This is a genomic window from Knoellia tibetensis (assembly GCF_048606415.1).
GTDB lineage: Bacteria > Actinomycetota > Actinomycetes > Actinomycetales > Dermatophilaceae > Knoellia > Knoellia tibetensis.
Window position 1 is genome coordinate 1,110,731 of the sequence record NZ_JBMBWF010000001.1, and the last position, 14,965, is coordinate 1,125,695.

The window sequence follows — 14,965 nt, forward strand, 5'->3', positions numbered from 1 at the left end:
CCGTCCGCTCCCCGCGCCGGTCAGCCGGCGGTGACGACGCCGTGCTCGTAGGCGAAGACGACCGCCTGCGCCCGGTCACGCAGCCCGAGCTTGGTGAAGACGCGCGACACGTGGGTCTTGACCGTCTGCTCGGCGACGAAGAGCCGGTCGGCGATCTCGGTGTTGGAGAGACCGCGCGCGACGAGCTCGAGCACCTCGAGCTCGCGTGGAGTGAGCTCCCGCAGCCGTGCCGACTGTCGCGGCACCCCGGATCGCGTGCGCGTCACCTCGGCGATGAGCCGCTTCGTCACCGACGGCGCCAGGAGTGAGTCCCCCTGTGCCACAACGCGAACCGCACGCGCGAGCTCCTCCGCGGGCGCGTCCTTCAGCAGGAACCCACTCGCCCCGATGCGCAGCGCCTCGTAGACGTAGTCGTCGACGTCGAAGGTCGTGAGCATGAGGACATGCGGTCTGTGCGGGCTGGCCGACGCGAGGATCGTGGCGGCGGCGTCGAGGCCGTTGACCTCCGGCATACGGACGTCCATGAGAACGACGTCGGGGCGCAGACGCGCCACCTCGCGGACCGCCTCGGCGCCATCGGCGGCCTCCCCCACGACGCGGATGTCCGGCTGGGCACCGAGCAGCGCACCAAGCCCCTGCCGCACCATCGCCTGGTCGTCGACGACGACGACCGTGATGACCTCGCTCATGCCAGCCCCGCGACATGCGGCCGGCCGACGAGCGGGACGGTCGCGACGACGACGAACCCCTCACCCACCGGCTCCGCCTCGAACGTGCCGCCGACCGCGCGAACCCGTTCCGACATGCCCCGTATGCCGTTGCCACCGTTCCCGTCCACCGCTGCGGCGCCGTCGTGCTCCCCGTTGCGTCCGGCACGGTGGGGCCCATGGCCCCCAGAGTTGCGGACGCTGGCAGCGGGGGATGGGGCGGAGCTGCGCACCATGAGCCGCGCCCAGCCGGCGTCCTCCTCGAGGGTGAGCTCGACGGCGGCTCCGGGCGCGTGCCGGGCAGCGTTGGCGAGCGACTCCTGCGCGACGCGATAGAGAACGAGCGCGGTCCCCGGGGGCACCTCGGCGGGGTCGACCCGCAGACGGGACGTGAGCGGCATACCGGCCGCTCGTGACGACTCGACGAGGGCCGGCAGGCGGGAGAGGTCCGGCTGCGGCGCGGTCTCGACCGGTCCCTGCTCGTCCCGCAGCACGCCGAGGACCGAGCGCACCTCGGTGAGGGCCTGCCGCGCGGAGCCCTCGATCGCCAAGAACTCGGCGGCGACGGCGGGGTCGTCGACACCGTGGCGCAGTGGGGCACTCTGGGCCTGGACGACGATCATCGACATGTGGTGCGCCACGACGTCGTGGAGCTCGCGCGCGATCCGGCTGCGCTCCTCGACCACGGCCCGCCGCGCCCGCTCGGTCTCGACCTCGTCCTGCTGAACCGCGATCTGGCGGCGGGAGATGACGAGCCACCGCACGAGCAGGGCGACACCCATGACGAGTGCCTGGCCGAGCGCCCACGGCTTGAGACCGTCCGGCATTGCCGCGAGGAGCAGGACTCCGGTCGCCGCGACGACCACGGGCACCTCGCGCCAGCGGCCCCAGAGACCGACGGCGACGACGGTGGCGAGCAGCACGAGGAACTGGACGACCGGCCACGGCATCGGCGGCACCTCGGGACCCGCCGGGACGACGGACCACCACAGCACCGACGAGATGGCCGCGACGGCCCACCCGACGAACGGCGCCCGGCGGAGCAGCACGAGCGGCACGACCTCGCAGAGCGCGAGCACCGGAAGCAGTGAGGCGGGGACGTCGTGCCACGGCCGGATCGTCGACCACGCGATGGCGAAGACGAGCAGAGCCAGCACCCCCAGGGCGAGGTCGCTGTGACCCGCCACGGCCCGAGCGGCACGAAGCAACGGCCGGCCGAGGGGGCGCAGCCTGCGCGCCGAACCCACGGCGAACCGGCGGGACGCACGCCCGCCGGCCCTCACCACTCGTCCTCCGACCATGCGCACAACCCTAGGGAGCGGCGAGCGCCGCGTCGTCATACGACGGGGTGAACCGGGGGTCACTCCGGGGTATCACCGACCCACACCCACCACCCCGTCGTCGCACCCCCGGACGGCACCGCAGGGCGACGACCGCGAGTGCCCTGCGCTCCGAGTGTGGGCGGCATGTCCACGAGAGCCCTCGCCCTGCGCGTCGTCGTCGTCAGCGGTCTCGCCACCGCCGTCGGGCTGCTGGTCGCGCCCGCTGCCTCGTCCCTGTCCACCCCCGACCCGGCGGCCGCCCGCGGGCTCGCCGCCCTCGTCACGCAGCCGCCCCGGCTCGCGAGCGCCGCACTCCCGGCGGACTTTCCTCGCCGCTTCGGCTACGAGCCGGCCGTCACCGACGGGCTGCTCGGCGACCCGTCCGGCGACTGCTCCTCCCCCGTGCCGCTGCCGCCGGAGTTCACGGCGGCCTGCCGCCAGCACGACCTGGGATACGACCTGCTCCGGTATGCCGGCCGGTCCGGTCACGCCCTGCCTCCCGTCGCGCGCCGGGCCGTCGACGACCGGCTCCGGACCGAGCTCGCCGCGTCGTGCTCGGTGCGTCAGGACGCGGTCGGGCTGGCGACCTGTCGGGCCTGGGCGGAGATCGCCCACGGCTTCGTGCGCCTCAACTCGGTCCGCCAGGGCGACGTCGCGCCCGAGGCGGAGTCGCCGCTCACCGTGGCGCCGGCGGTCGCAGCCGGAGTCGCCCTCGCCGGCGGCGTCGGGCTCGCCACTGGACGCCGGACCGCCGGGCGCGCTCCTCGCCGCACCTCGGGTGGTGCCCGGTGAACCGCCTCCCCCGCGCGTCGACGGCACTCGCCGTGCCGGTGGCCCTCGGCGCCGCGACCTTCCCGTCACTCCTGCCCGCGCAGCCCGTCGCCGTCGGCGTGCTCCTCGTGCTCTCGCTGCTCGTCGTCCTGCCCCTCGTCCGGCGGGTGGCCGGACCCGTGCCGCGCCTCACCGGCCGCGCGCGGCAGGCGGCTGTCGCGCTGGGAGGTGCGCTCACGGCATACGTCGGGCTCCTCGCGGTGACGACGCAGGACACGATGCGCGCCCGGATCGGCATGGCGCCGCTGTCGACGACCGACGGTCTCACCGCCCTCGGGACGGCGGCCCTCCTCGTCGGTGCCGGTCTCGGGGTGCGAGCCGCGTGGCGACGGCGCACCCGGTGGTCCCGTCGCGGTGCGGCGATCGTGACCGGGCTCGCCGTCTCGACGTTCGCGCCGGCGAGCGCGCAGGCGGCGGCACCCGTGAGCGACCAGGTGCTCCTGGCACCCTCGGGCGTCGGTGCCGTCAGGGCGTATGCCGGCCTCGACGACTCGGCGGACGACGCGGCTCGCGCACGGATCGCCGTCGACCGGCTCCGGGCTGCAGGTGGCCTCGACCGCGACCACCTCGTCGTCGCGATCCCGACCGGGTCCGGCTGGGTCAACCCCGAGTTCGTCGCCGGGCTCGAACGACGCTTCGGCGCCGACGTGGCGACGGTGTCGATGCAGTACGACACGCGGCCGAGCTGGATGGCCTTCCTCCTCGACCGGGAGGGGGCGGTCGCCGGGGCCCGCGCGCTGCTCGACGAGGTGACGGCCGCGGTCGACGCCCTGCCGGAGGCAGGACGGCCGCAGCTCCACGTCGTCGGCGAGAGCCTCGGCGCGACCGCGGGACAGGCCGCGCTCCTCGCGGCGGACGCGTCGCACCTGCGCGAGACCGTGTGCTCGACCTTCTGGCTCGGGACGCCGGGCGGCGGACGCACCGGGCTGCCGCGCGAGACCGTCGCGGCGAACGTCGACGACCCCATCGTCCACGCGCGGCCGGCGCTGGTCCTCATCCCCTCGGACACCGACCGGCCGTGGCTGCCGGTGGTCTCCGGGGTGCACGCCGCAGCCGATGTCGTCGCCTCCCTCGCCGTGCCCGCCGGGGCCGGCCACCGCTACGGCGACGACCAGCCGACGCGCCTCCGGACGTGCTGAGGGCGCCACGGCCCGAGGTCACTTGACGGAACTCCGGAGTCGGGGTTACAACAGGAAACGAGCACGAAGTTGAGCGGCTCTCACTCAAGAAAGGCCACCGCCGAGGTCCGGCAGGACCTCCCGTTCATCGAAGGAGCACGACCCATGAGCACCACCGCCCACGACCCGTTCCGGACCCTCGACCGCCTCTTCGGCGAGACCCTGCGCGGGAGCGCCTCGGGCAACGCCGGCGCGGTCATGCCGATGGACCTCTACCGGTCCGGCGAGACGTTCGTCGCGCACATCGACCTGCCCGGTGTCGACCCGGAGAGCATCGACATCGACGTCGAGGACCGCACCCTCACCGTGCGCGCCCAGCGCAACGCACCCGAGGCCGACGACGCCCAGTGGCTGTCGCGCGAGCGCCCGAGCGGCACCTTCGCCCGCCAGCTCTCCCTGGGCCGCGGGCTCGCCCTCGACCGGATCGAGGCCGACTACCGCGACGGCGTCCTCAGCCTCACCATCCCCGTCGCCGAGGAGGCGAAGCCACGCCGGATCAGCGTCTCCCACGGCGGCTCGGGCGGAGGCTCGCAGCGCCGCATCGAGTCCCGCGACGGCGGGGGCGGACAGTCGCAGGCCGGCTCGGACGAGTCGCCCCAGGCGGCCTCTGCCTGAGTCCGACCGCGCCGGACGGCACGCAGTCGGCCCGGCCCCCGTGGAGGCCCGACGGCAGGAGCCGTCGGGCCTCCGACGTATCGTCGTGGCCATGCGCATCGATGTCTGGTTCGACCTCGTCTGCCCGTTCTGCCACGTGGGACGGCGCCGGCTCGAGCTCGCCGTGGAGCAGTTCCTCGCGGCCGCCGAGCCGGGTGAGCCGCGCGACGTCGAGGTCGTCTGGCACAGCTACCAGCTCGACCGCAACGCCCCTGCCGTCGTCGAGGGGTCCAACGTCGACCGCATCGCCGCGAAGTACGGCCGCTCCCGCGAGGAGATGGTGGCCCAGCACGAGTCCATGGCCGCCGACGCCGCGGAGATCGGCCTCGACTTCCAGTGGGACAAGGTGGTCGGGGGCAGCTCCTTCGACGCCCACCGCGTGCTCCACCTCGCACGCGCCCGCGGCCTCGAGGTGCCGGTGACCGAGCGCGTCATGCGTGGGTGGTACTCCGAGGGCGCCGCGCTCGGCGACACCGACACCCTCGTCCGCCTCGCCGTCGAGGGCGGGCTCGGCGAGAAGGACGTGCGCGAGGTGCTCGGCTCCGACGCCTTCGGCTACGACGTGCGCGCCGACGAGGCCACCGCCAACCAGATCGGCATCACGGCCGTCCCGACCTACGTCCTCGACCAGAAGTTCGCCGTCACCGGCGCCCAGCCCGTCGACGGACTGCTCCGCGCTCTCGAGCTCGTCTGGGAGGACCGGCACAACGCGCCCGAGGCCCGCGGCGGCTGCGGCGGGTGCGAGGGCGGCTGCGCCTGCGGCGCCTGACCCCAACTGCTTGCGATCCGGGCCCACCCCGGGAACGCGAAGACACCCCGCGTACCTGGAAGAGCTCACCTGCCCTTGCTGCATTCCTGCCCTGGGGGAGTTCAGTGAGGTACCACCACGCGGGGTGCCGGGCTCGAGTCTAACCCGCCGCCCGCGGCCGACTCCAACTCGCCCGTCAGCCGAGGTGCACGTATGCCGGGTGGCGCGGGACCGCGCCCGTCTCACCCAGGACTGTGGCCAGGTGCACGGCACCGTCGAGCGCACCACCCACGGCCGCAGTGAGCGCGAACCCGGCGGCCACCACCGCTGCCTCGAGTGCCGCCCGGACCGGCTCGGCCGCGAGCAGCCCACCGGTCGCGACGAGGACCGGCGACTCGATGCCGGCGGCCGCCGAGAGCAGCGACTCGGCGAGGGACTCGCCCGCCGTGCGGCAGATCGCCGCGGCGACGGGGTCGTCGGCCGAGGCAGCCTCGGCGACGTGCGGGCCGAAGGACGCGAGCACCGCGGGCGCGTCGGGCCGGGTCATGAGCCGCCGGGGCCAGTGCGAGGTCGCCCCGAACGCCGACTCCCCCGCGACGAGCAGCCGTTCGGACCCTCCGGGGAGCCCGTCGTGGAAACGCAGCCCGGCACGCAGCCCTTCGAGCCCGACCCAGGCCGCGGACCCGCGGTCCCCGAGGACGTGGCCCCAGCCGTCGACGAGCCGCCACACGGACGTGTCGGCGGACCCGAAGTCCGACCCGAACGCCACCGCACCCGTCCCCGCCGCGACGACGGCGCCGGGGCGCACCCCGCCGAGGGCGCCGACAAGCGAGGCGACGGCGTCGCTGACGACCGCCGTGCGCTGCGCTCGCAGCGTCGTCGACACGACCCGCACGACCTCGCGCGGGTCCGAGAGGTAGAGCAGCCCGCGCTGCGACCAGCACACGGCGGTCACGTCCTCGACGCCCTGCTCGGTCAACACGGCTGCGGCGTCGGCCGCGAGGGCCCCGACGTCGACGCCCTCGGAGCCGATCCGCACCCCGGGTGCGGTGAGGACGGGACCGGGCTCGCCGGCATACGCGCACTGCAGGCGAAGGCCCGACCCACCCACGTCCACGCCGACGACGGCGGGCGACCGGTCTTCGCTCACGGGCGCGAGCCGATCACTTCGACATGCCGGCGGTCAACCCCGCCACGATCTGCTTGGTCGCGAAGAGGAAGAGCACGATGAGCGGGATCGTTGTGATGACGAGCCCGGCGAAGAGGGCCGAGTAGTTGGTCGCGTTCTCGCCGAAGAAGTTCGTGAGGCCGACCGGCAGGGTGTAGTTCGACTCCGAGCGGAGCAGGACGAGCGGGTAGAGGAAGTCGTTCCAGATCGGCACGAACCGGAAGACCGCCACGGTCGCGAGGGCCGGCCGCACCATCGGCACCATGATCCTGGTGAACGTCTGCCACGCGCTCGCGCCGTCGAGCACCGCCGCCTCCTCGAGCTCCTCGGGCAGCTGCCGGAAGAACGTGGTGAGGACGAAGATCGAGAACGGCACGCCTGCTGCGGCATACATGAGGGCGAGGCCGAGACGGCTGTCGATGAGGCCGATGCCGTCGAAGAGGAAGAACACCGGCAGGATCGCGAGGTGGATCGGCAGCATGAGGCCCGAGAGGAAGAGCGACTCGAGCCAGCGGAAGATCCGCGCGCGGCTGCGCGCCAGCCCGTATGCCGCCATCGTCGAGACCGCGGTGGAGATCGCCACCGCGCCCGCCGTCACCGCGAGAGAGTTGGCGAAGTAGGTGCCGAAGCTGCCAACGGTCCACGCCTCCTTGTAGGCGGCGACGGTGGGTGACGTCGGCAGCCCGAGGGGGTTGGTGATGAAGTCGGCGTTGGTGCGGAAGCTGTTGAGCACCATGATGACGAGCGGCGAGAGAGCGAGGACGGCGTAGCCCCAGAGCAGGATGCTCGCGCCCGCCCCACCGACCGGGGTGCCGGCGGTCGGGCCGCGGCGGCGCCGCGGCTTCGACGTGGTCTCGGCAGGGGGTGTCGCGGGCGCGGCGTCGGCCGCGGTGAGGGTCGTCGTCATGACGCCATCCGCCTCTCGTGACGGCGCAGCACCTTCGTCGCCGCCATGGCGCCGCCGAAGATGATGAGGAAGAGGACGGTCGCGAGCGCCGAGGACGTGCCGATCGCGTCGACCGCGCCGGAGTCGAAGGCCGATCGGTAGAAGAGCAGCGAGACGAAGTCGGTCGCGCCGGCCGGGTTGCCGGTCGAGCCACCGAACGCGAACGGCAGCGCGAAGGCCTCCATCGCGAAGATGAACGTCAGGACCGACACCGTCCCGATCGCCGGAATGAGCAGCGGGAAGGTGATGCGCCGGAAGACCTGGCCGTGCGAGGCGCCGTCGACCCGGGCCGCCTCGGTGAGCTCCTCCGGGACACCGCCGAGGGCGGCGCCGTAAAGGAGGACCGGGAAGCCGACCCACTGCCACACCGAGACGAGGATGACGACCCAGAGCGCGGTCTTGGGGTCACCGAGCCACGGCAGTGCGAGCTGCTCGAGACCGATCTTCGTGAGGAGCTGGTTGACCGGCCCGAAGGTCGGCGAGAGCAGCAGCGTCCAGAGGTAGCCGATGACGATCGGGCTCACGAGGTAGGGCATCGCGTAGAGGGTCTGCAGCATCCGCCGGGTGCGGGCCCGGCGGTGCAGCAGCGTCGCCACGGTCAGGCCGATCGTGTTCTGGACGAGCATCGTGCCGAGGAAGAAGAGCACGTTGTGCAGCAGCGCCCTCGGCAGGTCGGTCTTGAACGGCGCGCGGTTGACGAGCGCGGAGAAGTTCGACAGCCCGGCGAACCCTTGGCGGCTCGTCCCCTGCCACTCGAAGAAGGCGTAGGAGAACGCCGTGATCATCGGGTAGAGGACGAACACGCCGAAGAGGATCAGTGCCGGCGCGAGGAACGCCAGTCCGGTGCGGGTCTTCACGTCAGGGAGTCCACCACGGTGCGGGCGAGCGAGACCAGCCCGGTCACGGCGTCGGCTTGAACCAGGTCTTCACCCCGGTGTCGATGTCGGCCGCGACCTGCGCTGCCGTCTTGGAGCCGAGGAGCAGCTGCTGCGCACCCTTGCCCATGAGGTCGGTGCCCGACGGGGTGCCGTAGCGGAAGTCGGTAAGCAGGAGGTACGGCGACGGGTTCTTCTCGTAGTTCTCGGCCATCTGCTTGAGCAGCGGGTCGTTGTAGGTGACGCCCGGGACCGCCGAGATCTGCTTGACCTCGTCGGCGACCATCTGGCCGAACTCCTTGGTCGACATCCACGTGACGAGCTTGAGCGCCTCCTCCTGGTGGGGAGACTTCGAGTTCACCGCGAAGTTGCCGTCGGCCCAGCCTGGGGTCGTCGTCTTGTCCTCGGGCGAGCCGGCCGGGGCCGGGACCTCGAAGACGCCGAGGTCGATGCCCGGGTTGGCCTTCTTGAGCACGGCCATGTCGAAGGATCCACCCGGGAACATCGCGGCCTTCTCGGCCGAGAAGAGGGTCTGCGCGTCGGTGACGGCGACACCCGTGACGTTCTTGGGGAAGTACTTCGTCAGCTGCTTGAAGACGTCGATCGAGGCGACGAAGTTCGGGTCGGTGAAGGACTTCTGGCCGCTGAGGACCTCCTTCTGGAAGGCCGCACCACCGAAACGGGGGGCCGCGAGGACCTCGTGGACGATCGGCAGGGTCCAGTCGTCCTTCGCGCCGACTGCGATCGGCGTGACGCCCCCGGCGAGGAGCTTGTCGCCGGCCGCGGTGAAGTCGGCCCACGTCGCGGGCGCCTCGGTGATGCCGTTCTTCTCGAAGAGACCCTTGTTGTAGAACATCTGGACCGTCTGGCGGGCGAGCGGCACCGAGTAGAGCTTGCCGTCGGCCTTGGACTTCGCCGAGTTGACGACGTTCTCGTCCCAGCCGGAGAGGTCCACCTTGCCGTCGAGGGGCACGAGCGCCCCACTGGCGATGGTCGGCTCGACCTGGCCGTAGGAGCGGACCTGCGGCACGTCGGGTCCGTCGGAGCCGGCGAGGCCGGTCGCGAGGATCTTGTTGTACTCGGTCGCCTTGAAGGGCTTGAAGTCGACGGTCACGCCCTCGTTCTTCGCCTCGTAGGCGTCGAAGATCTTGTTGTACGCGGCCTCGTCCTCGACGCGCCAGGACCACACCGTGAGGGTCGTCCTCTTGCCGTCTCCACCGCCGGAGCCCGACGTGTCGTCGTCGCTCGACGGCGCACACGCCGCGACGGCGAGCACGCCGGTGAAGGCGATGAGGGTGAGGGTGGAGCGGCGGGTCCGCTGGGTCATGACAACTCTCCTGTCGACACTGACTGGCTTGAGGTGGGGCTTGAGGTGGAGCCTGCTGTGGGGTGTGAGGTGTGGCTGGGGGCGGAGCCGGAGCCGGCGGTGGAGCTGCTGGTGACGGCCGCGAGGGCCGATGCGACGGAGTCGCCGTTGAGGGCGAGGGCGCGCACGGCCTCGACCACGGGGATGCCCCCGAGCAGCGCGAGCAGCGCGGGCTTGAGCTGGCCGTCAGCATCCTCGAGCGCGGAGCGGGCAGCGTCGTCGCTCGCGCCGGTGGCCTCCTGGAGGATCCGCAGGACGCGGCCGCGCAGCTTGGCGTTCGTGGCGACGACGTCGACCATGAGGTTGGACCAGGTCCGTCCGAGCCGGATCATCACGGCGGTCGAGAACCCGTTGAGGATGAGCTTCTGGGCGGTGCCCGCCTTGAGCCGGGTCGAGCCGGTGAGGACCTCGGGTCCGGTGTCGGCGACGAGGAGCGTGTCGGCATAGGCCGCGAGCTCCGAGCCCGGGTTCGCCGTGATGAGCGCCGTGTGCGCGCCGATCTCGCGGGCGCACATGAGCGCGCCGCGGACGTAGGGCGTGCGGCCGGAGGCGGTGAGCCCTATGACGATGTCGCCCGGGCCCACGGCACCGGCGTCGGCGCTGCCCAGGTCGAGGTCGTCCTCGACGTTCTCGACGGCCCGCAGGAGGGCCGCGGGGCCGCCGGCGTGGTGCGCGACGAAGAGTCCGTCCGGCGCGTTGAACGTCGGCAGCAGCTCGGCGGCGTCGAGGACGGCGAGGCGCCCGGAGGTGCCTGCCCCGAAGTAGTGGACGTGGCCCCCGGCCCGGATCGCGGCGACGGCGTGGTCGACGAGGTAGGCCAGCTCGGGGAGCGTCTTCGCGACCGCGTCGGCGACCGTGCGGTCCGCCTCGTTCATGAGGGTGACGATCTCGAGCGCGGACGCCGTGTCGATCCCGGACGTGCCCGGGTGGCGTTCTTCGGTGGGCGCGCTGACCCGGACGTCACTGACCATTCCCGCAGGTTAGTTTCTTACGCAGCCAGCGTCAAGAATGTGAATGACTGACTTTCCGGCCCGTCCGGACCACCTTGCGTCCGGCAACCCGACGCCCTGGTGCCCAGAGTTGCGGACGCAAGCACACGGCATACGACAACGTCCGGCAACGCGACGCCCTGGCCACCAGAGTTGCGGACGCAAGGACGCGGCATACGGGTATGCCGTTCGCTCAGGCGATGTGGTGGCTCGCGACCGCCTTGCGGCTGTCGGCCACGGCCTTGCGGGCCCGGCGGAGGTCACGCTGCGCGACGGCGATGTAGAGGCAGTCGACGACCGTGAGGGCGGCGATGCGGCTGGCGGTCGCACCCGAGCGCAGGGAGTTCTCCCGCGCAGCGGTGGTGAGGACGATGTCGGCTGACGCGGCGAGCGGCGACAGCGGGAAGTTCGTCACGGCGATCGTCCGGGCGCCGTGCTGGCGTGCGACGGCGAGGGACTCGATGGTCTCGCTCGTCGACCCGGAGTGCGAGATGCCGATGGCGACGTCCTGCTTCGTGAGGAGGGTCGCGCTCGTGAGGGCGATGTGGGGGTCGTTCCAGGCGAAGGACACGACGCCGATGCGGTGCAGCTTCTGCTGGAGGTCGGCGCCGACGGTGGCACTCGCGCCGATGCCGTAGACGTCGACGCGAGTCGCCCGCGCGACGGCATCGACGGCAGCAGTGAGCGCGTCGCGGTCGAGCTGCTGGGCGGTCTCCTCGACGGCGCTCGAGTCCACGGTCGCGACCTTGGCGATGATGTCGTCGATGGTGTCGGAGGCACTGATGTCGCTGCCCGCCATGCGTTGCTCGCGTGGCATCGCCGACTCGGCCGCGAGGGCGAGCCGCAGCTGGGGGTAGCCCTTGAGGCCGAGACGCTTGCAGAATCGCAGGACCGTCGTCTCCGACGTCTTCGCCTCCTGCGCGAGCTCGGTGATGGTGAGGTCCGAGGCGCGCCGCGCGTCCGCGAGCACCTGCGCGGCAACGCGCTCCTCCGCTGGGGTCAGCGAAGGGACGATGCCGCGCAGGCGAACGAGGAGGGGAGCGTCAGCCACGTCGAGGGGTTGGGGCGTTGTCGACATGTCTCAAAACTACGACCTCTGGGTCAGGGTCCACCCGGAAGCGGCGAATGTGGTCGTCGAGTCGTCGCTGTCGATGACGGGGCCGCCCTGCCCGACGACGCGGATCCGGCTCACCGAGACACCGCGCCCGAGGGTGTTGCCGTCGGTGGTGTAGCGCCAGCGCACGGCGGTCACACCGCCGGGAAGCTCGGCCCGCACCTGGGTCCAGCGCCGCTCGCCCGGCGTCCCGCTGACCGAGCCGTCCTCGGCGCCGTCACGAGTGTCGCCGGGGTGCCGGATGTCGAGCGGCACGAGGGACCACGTCGCGCCGTCGCTCGTCGACTCGACGCGCAGGACGTCGGTCTCCTCGGTCTCGGCGACGAGGTCGAAGCCGAGCCGGGCTCCCGACGCCGGGAGGGCGAGCGGGACCGAGAGCACCGCGTTGGTCGCGTGCTTCGCCTGCGTCTCCCAGGCGATGTGCGACCCCCGCGGGGTGATCGGCAGCGCGCGGCCGAGACCACCGGCCCACTCCTGGCGGGCGACGTTGATGCTGCCCCACGACCGCGACGGGTGGACCCGGTTGGTGAGGAGGATGGCGAACGACCGCGAGGCGAAGTCGATGACGATGGAGGTGCCGGTGTAGCCGGTGTGCCCCGCCGTCCTCGGTCCGCTGAGCGCGTCCATGTACCAGGTCTGGTTGAGCTCGAACCCGAGCCCGTGGTCGTCACCCGGGAAGTCCTCGTTGAAGTTCGAGATGAGGAGGGCGACGCTCTTGCGGTCGAGGATGCGCGAGCCCCGGTAGGCGCCGCCGTTGAGCAGCGCCTGCGCGAGGATCGCGAGGTCGTCCGCGGTCGAGAAGACACCGGCGTGCCCCGCGACGCCGGCGAGCGACCATGCGTTCTCGTCGTGGACCTCCCCGCGGACCATGCCGCGAGCGGGCACCGCCTGGTACTCGGTCGCGGCCGTGCGGTCCTTCGCGGCCGGGTTGTAGCCGGTGTCCGTCATGCCCAGCGGCCCGGTGAGCCGCGATGCGACGACCCCGTCGAGCGACTGGCCCCGCAGTCGCTCGACGAGGACGCCGAGTGTGATGAGGTTGAGGTCGCTGTAGAGGTAGACCGTGCCCACGGGGTTCGTGAGCGGCTGGTTCATCACCGCAGCGATGCGCGACGCCTTGTCGGGGTACCTGCTGTAGAGCGGCAGCCACGACGTGAACCCGCTCGTGTGCGTGAGCAGGTGCCGGATCGTCACCGAGCCCTTGCCGGCGGCCGCGAACTCCGGAAGGTAGGTCGCGACCGGGGTCTCCAGCTCGACTCGCCCCTCCTCGATGAGCTGGACCACGACGATCGAGGTGAAGAGCTTCGACACCGAGGCGAGGTCGAAGATCGTGTCGCGCCGCATGGGTACCCACTGGTCCCGCGGCAGCTCCTCGGTGGCGTTCCTGTAGCGGAGCGCGAAGCCGTCGACCTGCGTCGCCACGACGACGCCGTCGTGGGCCATGAGCCCGACGTGCCCGGGGTAGAGCGGCTTGCCGCCGGGAGCCGCGACCTGGTGGCTGCGGACCTGCGACTTGGCCACCTCGATGGGCGCGGGGTCGAGCCCGACCGAGGCCGGAGTCCCCTCACGCAGCACCGTCGAGGGCGGGGCGAAGCCGGTGAACGGCTTGTCGAAGTCGTCGGCGCTGGCCGCGAGCGGCAGCCCGAGCGGGGTCAGCAGGGCCGTCCCGGCGGCGAGGCCACCGCCGATGACGGCGCGTCGGCTCAGGCTCATCGCGCGGGACCGCCGTAGATGAGGTAGGGCTGGCGGGCGGCGTCGAACTTCGCGAGCTCGTCCTTCCACGCACCGATCACCGTCGCGACGTCGGCGCCGGCCGTGATCTGGTCGCGCAGCCGGGTCGAGCCCGTGAGCTTGTCGATCCAGTAGGGCCGCGCCGGGTCGTAGGAGTCGTAGCGCCACTGGAAGTCGGAGTAGATCGACTTGGCCGCGACGAGCATCTCGACGCCGACCCGCACAGGGTCGATCGCCGACGGGTCGGTGATGTGCACCTGGACGCCACCGCAGACCTTGCCGACGTGCTTGTTGAAGGTCGGGGTGAAGTAGGCCTCACGGAAGGCCACACCGGCGATGTCCCGACCGGAGAGCCGCTCGGCCCAGCGGTGGTCGACGTAGGGGGCGCCGACGAGCTCGAACGGACGGGTCGTGCCACGGCCCTCGGAGAGGTTCGTCCCCTCGAACATGCCGGTGCCCGGGTAGACGAGCGCGGTGTCGGGAGTCGGCATGTTGGGACTCGGCATGACCCACGGGAGGCCCGTGCCGGCATACGTCACGTCGCGGCGCCAGCCCTTGACCTGGACGACCTCGATCTCGGGAAGGCGACGGCCACCGGTGTCGGTCGGCAGGATCTCGACGTTGAGGAAGCGGGCGAGCTCACCGACGGTCATGCCGTGCGCCTGGACGATGGCCTCGGCGCCGACGCCGGACGTCCACGGCTCGGTCATCATCGGGCCGTAGGCGGTGCCGCCGATGGGGTTCGGCCGGTCGAGCACGACGAACGACGCGCCCGTCTCGACGGCGGCCTTCATCGCCGTGTACATCGTCCAGATGTAGGTGTAGAACCGAGCGCCGACGTCCTGGATGTCGAAGACGACGGTGTCGACACCGGCCGCGCGGAACATCGAGGCGAACTTCGCCGTGTTGGCGCCGTAGGCGTCGTAGACCGTCAGTCCGGTGCGCTCGTCGACGTAGGTGTCCTCGGCCTCACCGGCCTGCGCGGTCCCACGGAAGCCGTGCTCGGGTCCGAAGACGCCCTTGATGTCGACCGCGCCCGAGTCGTGCATCTCGTCGACGATGCTGCGCAGGTTGAGCAGGATGCCGGTCGGGTTCGTGATGATGCCGACCTTGCGGCCCCTGAGGACCGACCAGCCGGATGCCGCGGCGACGTCCGCACCGGGCGTCACCTTGCGTGCGGGGTCGTTCGACGTGGCGTATGCCGTCGGCGCGGCGCTCGCGGGCGAGGCACCGAGGGCGAGGGCTGCGGCTCCGGCGAGGCCGGCTCCGCCCGTGAGCAGCTGGCGGCGGTTGGGTGCAGTCATGGGTCCGTTCTCCGATTCGTCCTGCCGTGTGCCTC

The 14,965-nt window shown here is 72.1% G+C and carries 14 protein-coding genes and 1 other RNA gene; 4 read left to right on the plus strand and 11 right to left on the minus strand.

Annotated elements, in window-relative coordinates; genetic code table 11:
- Positions 1–20 precede the first annotated feature (20 nt).
- Positions 21–689, minus strand: a complete 669-nt coding sequence (locus tag ACOJV7_RS05345; protein ID WP_420189103.1) for a response regulator — start codon at positions 687–689, stop codon at positions 21–23.
- Positions 686–2,008: a sensor histidine kinase gene (locus tag ACOJV7_RS05350; RefSeq protein WP_420189104.1), complete on the minus strand. Its 1,323-nt coding sequence runs from the start codon at positions 2,006–2,008 to the stop codon at positions 686–688. Before ACOJV7_RS05350 ends, ACOJV7_RS05345 begins: the two co-directional genes overlap by 4 nt.
- Positions 2,009–2,173: 165 nt before the next feature.
- Between ACOJV7_RS05350 and ACOJV7_RS05355 the strand changes: the two genes are divergently transcribed.
- The 4 genes from ACOJV7_RS05355 (at position 2,174) to ACOJV7_RS05370 (ending at position 5,461) form a co-directional block, all read left to right on the plus strand.
- Entirely contained in the window at positions 2,174–2,821 is a 648-nt protein-coding gene (locus ACOJV7_RS05355) for a hypothetical protein (protein WP_420189105.1), read from the plus strand.
- Positions 2,818–3,999, plus strand: a complete 1,182-nt coding sequence (locus ACOJV7_RS05360) for an alpha/beta-hydrolase family protein (RefSeq protein ID WP_420189106.1) — start codon at positions 2,818–2,820, stop codon at positions 3,997–3,999. The genes ACOJV7_RS05355 and ACOJV7_RS05360 overlap by 4 nt, the downstream gene beginning before the upstream one ends.
- Positions 4,000–4,143: 144 nt before the next feature.
- The gene (locus ACOJV7_RS05365) at positions 4,144–4,653 is read left to right on the plus strand and encodes an Hsp20/alpha crystallin family protein (RefSeq protein WP_420189107.1); all 510 of its coding nucleotides are present in this window, start codon (positions 4,144–4,146) and stop codon (positions 4,651–4,653) included.
- Between the two features lie 91 nt (positions 4,654–4,744).
- A complete protein-coding gene (locus ACOJV7_RS05370; protein WP_420189108.1) occupies positions 4,745–5,461 on the plus strand; it encodes a DsbA family oxidoreductase in 717 nt (238 codons plus the stop codon).
- A 35-nt stretch (positions 5,462–5,496) separates the two neighbouring features.
- Here the strand turns inward: ACOJV7_RS05370 and ffs are convergent.
- The 9 genes from ffs to ACOJV7_RS05415 all read right to left on the minus strand — a co-directional run bounded on the left by ffs (position 5,497) and on the right by ACOJV7_RS05415 (position 14,930).
- Positions 5,497–5,593: signal recognition particle sRNA small type (ffs, locus tag ACOJV7_RS05375), an RNA gene on the minus strand.
- A 43-nt stretch (positions 5,594–5,636) separates the two neighbouring features.
- Complete coding sequence (locus ACOJV7_RS05380; protein ID WP_420189109.1) at positions 5,637–6,590, minus strand: BadF/BadG/BcrA/BcrD ATPase family protein; 954 nt, start codon at positions 6,588–6,590, stop codon at positions 5,637–5,639.
- 13 nt (positions 6,591–6,603) lie between these two features.
- Positions 6,604–7,515 (minus strand): carbohydrate ABC transporter permease, encoded by a 912-nt coding sequence (locus ACOJV7_RS05385; RefSeq protein ID WP_420189110.1) that lies wholly within the window; start codon positions 7,513–7,515, stop codon positions 6,604–6,606.
- Entirely contained in the window at positions 7,512–8,411 is a 900-nt protein-coding gene (locus ACOJV7_RS05390; RefSeq protein ID WP_420189111.1) for a carbohydrate ABC transporter permease, read from the minus strand. Before ACOJV7_RS05390 ends, ACOJV7_RS05385 begins: the two co-directional genes overlap by 4 nt.
- Before the next feature lie 43 nt (positions 8,412–8,454).
- Entirely contained in the window at positions 8,455–9,756 is a 1,302-nt protein-coding gene (locus tag ACOJV7_RS05395; protein WP_420189112.1) for an ABC transporter substrate-binding protein, read from the minus strand.
- Complete coding sequence (locus tag ACOJV7_RS05400; protein ID WP_420189113.1) at positions 9,753–10,766, minus strand: N-acetylmuramic acid 6-phosphate etherase; 1,014 nt, start codon at positions 10,764–10,766, stop codon at positions 9,753–9,755. Before ACOJV7_RS05400 ends, ACOJV7_RS05395 begins: the two co-directional genes overlap by 4 nt.
- Before the next feature lie 211 nt (positions 10,767–10,977).
- Positions 10,978–11,835: a MurR/RpiR family transcriptional regulator gene (locus ACOJV7_RS05405; RefSeq protein WP_420189114.1), complete on the minus strand. Its 858-nt coding sequence runs from the start codon at positions 11,833–11,835 to the stop codon at positions 10,978–10,980.
- Between the two features lie 36 nt (positions 11,836–11,871).
- Positions 11,872–13,608 (minus strand): serine hydrolase domain-containing protein, encoded by a 1,737-nt coding sequence (locus tag ACOJV7_RS05410; protein ID WP_420189115.1) that lies wholly within the window; start codon positions 13,606–13,608, stop codon positions 11,872–11,874.
- Positions 13,605–14,930, minus strand: a complete 1,326-nt coding sequence (locus ACOJV7_RS05415; RefSeq protein ID WP_420189116.1) for an exo-beta-N-acetylmuramidase NamZ family protein — start codon at positions 14,928–14,930, stop codon at positions 13,605–13,607. The genes ACOJV7_RS05410 and ACOJV7_RS05415 overlap by 4 nt, the downstream gene beginning before the upstream one ends.
- Positions 14,931–14,965: the final 35 nt, after the last annotated feature.

Coding starts and splice junctions, on each gene's coding strand:
- ACOJV7_RS05415 (WP_420189116.1), bottom strand. CDS start 14,930: ATGACTGCACCCAACCGCCGCCAGCTGCTCACGGGCGGAGCCGGCCTC.
- ACOJV7_RS05370 (WP_420189108.1), top strand. CDS start 4,745: ATGCGCATCGATGTCTGGTTCGACCTCGTCTGCCCGTTCTGCCACGTG.
- ACOJV7_RS05385 (WP_420189110.1), bottom strand. CDS start 7,515: ATGACGACGACCCTCACCGCGGCCGACGCCGCGCCCGCGACACCCCCT.
- ACOJV7_RS05410 (WP_420189115.1), bottom strand. CDS start 13,608: ATGAGCCTGAGCCGACGCGCCGTCATCGGCGGTGGCCTCGCCGCCGGG.
- ACOJV7_RS05400 (WP_420189113.1), bottom strand. CDS start 10,766: ATGGTCAGTGACGTCCGGGTCAGCGCGCCCACCGAAGAACGCCACCCG.
- ACOJV7_RS05365 (WP_420189107.1), top strand. CDS start 4,144: ATGAGCACCACCGCCCACGACCCGTTCCGGACCCTCGACCGCCTCTTC.
- ACOJV7_RS05350 (WP_420189104.1), bottom strand. CDS start 2,008: ATGGTCGGAGGACGAGTGGTGAGGGCCGGCGGGCGTGCGTCCCGCCGG.
- ACOJV7_RS05395 (WP_420189112.1), bottom strand. CDS start 9,756: ATGACCCAGCGGACCCGCCGCTCCACCCTCACCCTCATCGCCTTCACC.
- ACOJV7_RS05345 (WP_420189103.1), bottom strand. CDS start 689: ATGAGCGAGGTCATCACGGTCGTCGTCGTCGACGACCAGGCGATGGTG.
- ACOJV7_RS05355 (WP_420189105.1), top strand. CDS start 2,174: ATGTCCACGAGAGCCCTCGCCCTGCGCGTCGTCGTCGTCAGCGGTCTC.